This window comes from Streptomyces sp. URMC 124 (assembly GCF_051386455.1).
Classification (GTDB): Bacteria; Actinomycetota; Actinomycetes; order Streptomycetales; family Streptomycetaceae; genus Streptomyces.
The window spans coordinates 24250-31193 of the sequence record NZ_JBPQTS010000082.1 but is presented as its reverse complement, the minus strand read 5'-3'; the positions used below and the strand labels follow the sequence as shown (position 1 = coordinate 31193).

Here is a 6944-nt window from a genome sequence, read left to right as displayed (position 1 = left end):
GGGGTGCGAGCTGGGAGCGGGTGGGGGCGATGCCGCGCACGGCGAACGCCGCGCCCGCGCCCAGCGCCGCGCCGACCAGCACGTCACCCGGATAGTGGACACCGGTGTAGACGCGCGAGAAGCACACCGAGGCCGCGAGCGGTGCCAGGGCCAGCCCCCAGGCGGGGTTCTCCAGCGCGACGCCCGTCGCGAAGGCGACCGCCGACGCCGAGTGCCCCGAGGGGAACGACGTCGTGAAGGGCTGCCGGGACAGCTGCCGGACGACCGGCACCGCGTCCAGCACCGGGCGCAGCCGCCGCACCGACTTCTTGCCCACCGTGTTCACGGTCGCCGAGGCGAGGGCCAGCGACGCCACCCCGCGCAGGGCGGCGCGCCGCGCGGGCCGCCCGCCGGCCAGGGCCGCGCCCGCCGCCACGCCGAACCACAGCAGCCCGTGGTCCGCGCTGCGCGACAGGCGCGGCAGGACGCGGTCGCCGCCGGGCCAGTGCCGGGCGGCGACCGCGAGGAACGCCGCCCGGTCCCAGGAACTCACGATCTTCCGCATGGCCCACGTGTACCCCGCCGGCACGATCCGACGCCGCCGGACCGGCCGCCCCGACCCGCCCGGCGGACCGCCGGAGGGACCCGCGGGCGGGCGCACGGGGCGCCGCGCGCCGACAATGGGGGCCATGACCGATGCGACGCTGCTGAGCCGGCACCGGGAGGCGCTCGCGCTGTTCACCGAGCGCGTGCACGCCGTCCGCCCCGATCAGTGGGACGATCCCACGCCCTGCACCGAATGGTCCGTACGCGCACTCGTCAACCATCTGGCCGTGGAGCAGCTGTGGGTGCCGCCGCTGCTGGAGGGCCGGTCCATCGACGACGTCGGCGACGCGCTGGACGGCGACCGTCTGGGGGACGACCCGGTGGCCGCCTGGGACGCGGCGGAGGCCGCCGCGCGCGAGGCGTTCGCCGCGCCCGGGGCCCTGGAGCGGACGGTGGAGCTGTCCTCAGGACCCTCCGACGCCCGTGGCTACTGCTCCCAGATGGCGGCGGACGCCGTCGTGCACGCGTGGGACCTCTCCCGGGCCATCGGCGCTGACGAGCAGCTGCCGAAGCCGCTGGTGGAGCTCACGCGGCGCGAGGTGGAGCCCTACGCCGACAGCCTGGCGAGCACGGGGCTGTTCGCCGAGGCCGTGGAGCCGCCGGCCGGGGCCGACGCCCAGACCGTGCTGCTCGCCCGGCTCGGGCGCCGGGTCTGACGGCACCCCCGGGACCGCCCCTCCCCCGACGGCTCTCCCCGGGCGGCTCACCCGGGCCGCCTTCCGCCCGCCCCCTGCAGCTCCCCGTACGGCCGACCGGCAGGCGCCGTGTCATCGGCGCCGGGCTGGGCAGGATGCCGCCATGGCCTCCTCCCCTCTCACGCTCCTCACGCCCCGCCTGACACTGCGCCGCTGGCGCGCGGACGACCTCGAACCGATGGCCGCCGTCAACTCCGACCCCGAGGTGATGCGCTGGACCGGCGACGGCTCGGTGCACGACCGGGAGCGGACCTCGGCCGCCGTCGCGGCGTGGGAACGGGAGTGGGACGAGCACGGCGTGGGCCTCTTCGCCGTCGAAGTGCGCCGCTCGCGCCGGCTGGCCGGCTACGCGGGCCTGTCCGTCTCCGCCGAGCTGCCCGAGCTGCGCCCGGCCGTGGAGATCGGCTGGCGGCTCGGCCGCCCCTTCTGGGACCACGGCCTGGCCACCGAGGCCGCCCGCGCCGTCCTGGACTTCGCCTTCCGTGACCGCGGGCTCGCCCGGGTCGTGGGCGTGCACCGCACCGGCCACGAGGCCCCCGCGGCGGTCATGCGCAAGCTGGGGATGCGGCAGGAGCGGGAGACGACGCACCCGGAGTACGGCGTGCCCGTCTGCGTCCACGTCATCGAGGCGCGGCCGTAGGCCCTCCGTGGACGCCCCCCGCCGGGTCGCTGCCGGGCAGGGCCAGGGGGAGCGGGGCGGTCCGGGAGGCGGTGGCCGGATCCGCCCACCGCGGAAGGACGCGGGAGCCGCCGACGGGCAGGTCCCACAGGTCCTCGCGCGGGCGGCCGGTCGCCTCCCAGGCGGCGCGGACGCGCCGCAGCGGCTCCAGCGGGGGCTCGGCGGAGAGGGTGAAGGTCGACCAGTGCATGGGCGCCATCGCCCGGGCGCCCAGGTCCCGGCAGGCGGTGACGGCCTCCTCCGGGTCGGTGTGCACGGTGCCCAGCATCCAGCGCGGGTCGTACGCGCCGATCGGGAGCAGGGCGAGGTCGATGCCGCCGTAGCGGCGGCCGATGCGCTCGAACCAGTGGCCGTAGCCGGTGTCGCCCGCGAAGTAGACGCGCTGCCCGGCGGGGGCGGTCATCACCCAGCCGCCCCACAGCGAGCGGCAGGTGTCGGTCAGGGTGCGCTTGCTCCAGTGGTGGGCCGGGACGAAGTCGAAGCGGACGGGTCCGGCCGGTCCGGGCAGTTCGACGGCCTCCCACCAGTCGAGCTCGGTGACGCGCGTGAAGCGGCGGCGGCGCGCCCAGCGGGCCAGCCCGGCCGGCAGGAGCAGCGGGGTGTGGCGGGGCAGCCGTTTGAGGGTGGGGGCGTCGAGGTGGTCGTAGTGGTTGTGGCTGATGACGACCGCGTCGACCGGCGGGAGGTCCTCCCAGCGGACGCCGACCGGGGTGAGCCGGGGCGGCGTGCCGAGGATCCTGCGCGACCAGACGGGGTCGGTGAGCACGGTGAGACCGCCGATGCGCACGACCCAGCTGGCGTGCCCGGCCCAGGTGACCGCGGCCGTGGCGGGGTCCGTGACCGGCAGCGGGCCGGGTGCGACCGGCAGTTCGGCGACCTCGCGCAGGGCCTCGGCGCCGGGCCGCAGCCGCCCCTCGCGGGCCAGCCGGGCGAGGGCGCGCACGCCGGGCAGGGGCGCCGTGAGGCGGTCGGCGAACGACTTGGGCCAGATGCGGATCTCGCCGAGCGGGCGCGGCTCGGCGAGCGGGCGCTCGGTCTGTTCGGTCATCGAGGGGGCTCCAATCGCTGGGGGACCGGGGCGGTGCGGCGCGCGCCCGGCGCGGTGTGCGCCGGTCTCGCACGGGCGGCCACGGTAGGTCAGCCGCCGGCGAGCCGGCCGAAGGCCGAGCCGAAACCGGTCAGTGCGGCGCGCACGCCCGGCTCCTGAAGCGGGTCCGGGGCGTCCAGGGCGCTCTGCCGTTCGTCCTCGCCGGTGCCGAGGAGGGGCGGGGTGGAGATGCGGACCCGCAGGGCGTCGGGGTCGTCGCCGAAGCGGTGGCCGCCGGGCACGGGGTGGCCGAGCTCGGTGCTCAGGTGCGCCTCCAGCTCGACGGAGTCGGTGATGCCGCGGGCGGCGAGGGCGGCGCGCAGCTCTCCCAGGTCGGCGTAGAGGTAGGGGCCGGCCTGCGGGGGGCGGCTGAGGACGCCGGCGGCGGTGAGGCGTTCGTGGGCCGCGCGGGCGAGGGCGCCGTAGATCCGGACCGCGGTGGCGGTCCGGGCCGTGACGGGCCCCGGCTCGTCGAGGGCGTAGGCGGCGGCCGCGGCGACGGGCGGCGGCAGCTCGGCCCGTACGGCGGCGAGCGCGGAGGTGACCCGGGCGCGCAGGACCGGGCCGCGGCCTCCGGCCGGGAAGCGGGCGACGGCGGCGGGCCAGGCCGTGGGGAAGAGGCCGCCGGTCAGGTCGCTGAGGACGACGACGTGGTCGGGCCACATCTCGGCGGGGCCGAAGAAGACCGTGCCGCCGGGGTCGTGGCGCATGTCGCGCCACGTCTCGTCGCTGACGACGGTCAGCTCCTCGGCGACGGCCGCCTCGCACACCTCGTGCAGGAGCTCGGGCGGGGTGACCGAGCCGGTGGGGTCGTCGGCGACCGACAGGACGAGGACGCGGGGTCTGCCGCCCTCGGCGCGGATCCGGCGCACGGTCTCCAGCAGCGCGAAGGGGTCGGGCACGCCGCCGCACTCGGCGGGCACGGGCACGTGGTAGGTGGGGCGGCCCGCGAGCCGGGCCAGCGGCGGGTACCAGGCGGCGCAGGGGCGGGTGAGCAGGACGTCGCCGCCGGCCCCCGCGAGGATCGCGAGCAGCAGGGGCTGGGCGCCGGGCGCCGCGAGGACGTGCTGGGGCGCGGTCGGCAGGCCGCGCCGGGCCCAGTAGCCGCAGGCGGCCGCGCGCAGGGCGGGGCCGCCGCCGACCGGTTCGGGCGCGCTGTCCCGGGCGGCCCTCGCGAGGCGCTCGGCGAGCTCCGGCAGCACGGGGAGCCCGCGCTCGGGCGCGGTGCCGGCCGGGAGCGCGGGAAAGCTGACCTGCATCCGTCCGTACCTCCGACCGCCGCGCCGTCCGCACCGGGCGGCAGCGCCTCGGCGGCACCGGGGCCGCCTGCTGCCGCCCCCGTCCACCTTCCCAGATCAGGGGGTGCGGGGCGGGCCGACACGGGCGGGCGGGTGACGGTGTCCGCCCGTGGCCGGGGCGTGCGCAGGGCCCGCGGGGCGGGGGCCGGTGCGGGGACGGCTGGACGAATCACGGCCCGGAGCCCTGATCGCAGCACCATTTGCGGCCGCCGGGCGGGGGCCGCGGGACAAAAACAAAGGATTTTGCGGACTGCTCGGCTCCGGTCACCATGTCGTGTCGCACATCCTGGCGAACCTGCCCGCTGGACCGAGAGGCACACCCCCTCATGCACGACACCGACGGCACGCACACCCGCCGTTTCGGCCTTCCGACCGCCACTGCCCTGGTCATGGGCAACATCATCGGCGGCGGCATCTTCCTGCTGCCCGCGTCCGTCGCCCCGTTCGGCACGGTCAGCCTGCTCGCGTTCGGCGTCCTGACCGTCGGCGCCATCGCCCTGGCCCTGGTCTTCGGGCGCCTGGCGGAGCGCCATCCGAAGACCGGCGGCCCGTACGTCTACGCGCGCGAGGCCTTCGGTGACTTCGCCGGCTTCCTGTCCGCCTGGTCGTTCTGGACCATGACGTGGGTGAGCAACGCGGCCCTCGCGGTCGCCGGCGTCGGATACCTGCACGTCATGACCGGCAAGGGCTCGATGGCGGGCGACCTCGCCATGGCCCTGGCCATGCTGTGGCTGCCGACCCTGGCGAACCTGGCCGGTACGCGCTGGGTGGGCGCGGTCCAGATGGTCTCCACGGTGATGAAGTTCGTGCCGCTGCTGTTCGTCGCGGTGGTCGGCCTGTTCTTCTTCGACCCGGACAACCTCGGCTCGTTCACCACCTCCGACGGCAACTGGACCGGCGGGCTGACCGCGTCGGCCGCGATCCTGCTCTACTCCTACGTGGGCGTGGAGTCCGCCGCGATGAGCGCGGGCGAGGTCCGCGACCCCGAGCGCAACGTGGGGCGCGCGAGCGTCCTGGGCACCGTGGGCGCGGCACTGGTCTACCTCCTGGGCACCGTCTCGGTCTTCGGCACCGTCCGGCACGACAAGCTGGTGGAGTCGACGGCGCCGTTCTCCGACGCGGTCGACGTGATGTTCGGCGGCCACTGGGGCGGCATGCTGATCGCCGCCTGCGCCGTGATCTCCATCGTGGGCGCCCTCAACGGCTGGACGCTGATGAGCGCCCAGGCCCCCTACGCCGCCGCGAAGGACGGGCTGTTCCCGGCCGCCTTCGGGAAGAAGAAGCGCGGCGTGCCGACGTTCGGCGTGCTCGCCGCCGCGGTCCTCGCCTCGGGCCTGACGGTGGTCAACTACACCTCGGGCGTGGGCGGGGTCTTCGAGATCCTCGTCCTCATCACGACGTTCTCGGCGACGGTGCCCTACCTGCTGGCCGCCGCCGCGCAGGTGTACTTCCTGCTGACGGGCCGGCGCGACAAGGTGCGCACCGGGCGTTTCGTGCGGGACATGGCGCTCGCGCTGGGCGCGTTCGCCTTCTCCTTCTGGCTGGTGGCGGGCGCCGGGTACGCGGCCGTCTACCAGGGCGTGCTGTTCCTCTTCGCGGGCATCCTCGTCTACGTGTGGCTGACGGCCCGCCGCCCCGCGGCGGAGGCCGGTGCGGGGGCCGCCGCCGCGGAGGAGACGCGGGAAGCGCCGGAGAAGGCGGCCGTCAGGCCGTGACCCCGCCGTCGAGGACGAGGTCGGCGCCGACGGTGTAGCCGGCCTCGTCCGAGGCGAGGTGGAGCACGGCGGACGCGATCTCGTCGGGGGTGCCCGCGCGGCCGACGGGCACCTCGCGGCGCATGCGGTCGGCCTTGTCGAGCGAGGACTCGCCCGGGCGCGAGGACATCGGCGTCTCGACGGGCCCGGGGCTCACCGAGTTGATCCGCACGCCCTCGCCGATGTGGTCCAGCGCGGCGTTGCGCGTGAGGGCCGAGACGGCCGCCTTCGTGGCCGTGTAGGCGCCGAAGCCGGGCTTGCGGCGGTGCGCGCCGACGTTGGACGCGATGTTCACGATGGCACCGCCGCCGTTGGCGCGCATGTGCCCGATCTCGTACTTCATGGACAGCCAGACGCCCTTGAGGTTGGTCTCGACGATCCGGTCCCAGTCCTCCTCGGGCACGTCCGCCACCTTGGCCGGGGGCACGGCCAGGCCCACGTTGTTCACGGCGACGTCGAGGCTGCCGAAGCGCGCGACGGTCTGCTCCACGAGGGCCCGGACACTCTCGGCGCGGGTCACGTCCGCGGTGACGGCCACGGCCTCGCCGCCCTCCGCCTCCACGAAGGCCACGGTCTCCTTCAGCGGCTCCTCCCGGCGGCCCGCCACCACGACCCGCGCGCCCTCCCGGGCGAAGGCGAGGGCGACGGCCTGGCCGATTCCCGTACCGCCTCCGGTGACGAGGACGGTCCGGCCGGTGAAACGTGCGGTCATGTCGGCACTCCTAAGCGATGCGGCGAATAAAGGCGTGTGTGGTGCATGAGATGCCGTGGCGGCGCCGGCGGTCCGGAAAGGGAGCAGGAGTCCGTCACCTTCGCCCTCCGGTCCGCTCCGGTTCGCCCTCCGGT

Annotated in this window: 7 protein-coding genes; 3 read left to right on the top strand and 4 right to left on the bottom strand. The window is 76.2% G+C overall.

Annotated elements, in window-relative coordinates:
* The coding region (locus ACSNOG_RS18660; RefSeq protein WP_436753781.1) for a phosphatase PAP2 family protein at positions 1-544 on the bottom strand (544 nt) is incomplete at its 3' end.
* Between the two features lie 124 nt (positions 545-668).
* Between ACSNOG_RS18660 and ACSNOG_RS18655 the strand changes: the two genes are divergently transcribed.
* Both ACSNOG_RS18655 and ACSNOG_RS18650 read left to right on the top strand, forming a co-directional pair.
* A complete protein-coding gene (locus ACSNOG_RS18655) occupies positions 669-1241 on the top strand; it encodes a TIGR03086 family metal-binding protein (protein WP_436753780.1) in 573 nt (190 codons plus the stop codon).
* A gap of 142 nt (positions 1242-1383) precedes the next feature.
* Positions 1384-1920: a GNAT family N-acetyltransferase gene (locus tag ACSNOG_RS18650; RefSeq protein ID WP_436753779.1), complete on the top strand. Its 537-nt coding sequence runs from the start codon at positions 1384-1386 to the stop codon at positions 1918-1920.
* Here the strand turns inward: ACSNOG_RS18650 and ACSNOG_RS18645 are convergent.
* Both ACSNOG_RS18645 and ACSNOG_RS18640 read right to left on the bottom strand, forming a co-directional pair.
* Positions 1901-3007 (bottom strand): MBL fold metallo-hydrolase, encoded by a 1107-nt coding sequence (locus tag ACSNOG_RS18645; RefSeq protein WP_436753778.1) that lies wholly within the window; start codon positions 3005-3007, stop codon positions 1901-1903. The genes ACSNOG_RS18650 and ACSNOG_RS18645 overlap by 20 nt on opposite strands.
* An 89-nt stretch (positions 3008-3096) precedes the next feature.
* The gene (locus ACSNOG_RS18640; RefSeq protein ID WP_436753777.1) at positions 3097-4305 is read right to left on the bottom strand and encodes a pyridoxal phosphate-dependent aminotransferase; all 1209 of its coding nucleotides are present in this window, start codon (positions 4303-4305) and stop codon (positions 3097-3099) included.
* 365 nt (positions 4306-4670) lie between these two features.
* On the opposite strand from ACSNOG_RS18640, the gene ACSNOG_RS18635 reads away from it, so the two are divergent.
* On the top strand, positions 4671-6059 hold the full coding sequence (locus ACSNOG_RS18635) for an amino acid permease (protein ID WP_436753776.1): 1389 nt from the start codon (positions 4671-4673) through the stop codon (positions 6057-6059).
* Here the strand turns inward: ACSNOG_RS18635 and ACSNOG_RS18630 are convergent.
* Positions 6049-6810: an SDR family NAD(P)-dependent oxidoreductase gene (locus ACSNOG_RS18630; protein WP_436753775.1), complete on the bottom strand. Its 762-nt coding sequence runs from the start codon at positions 6808-6810 to the stop codon at positions 6049-6051. The genes ACSNOG_RS18635 and ACSNOG_RS18630 overlap by 11 nt on opposite strands.
* Positions 6811-6944 lie beyond the last annotated feature (134 nt).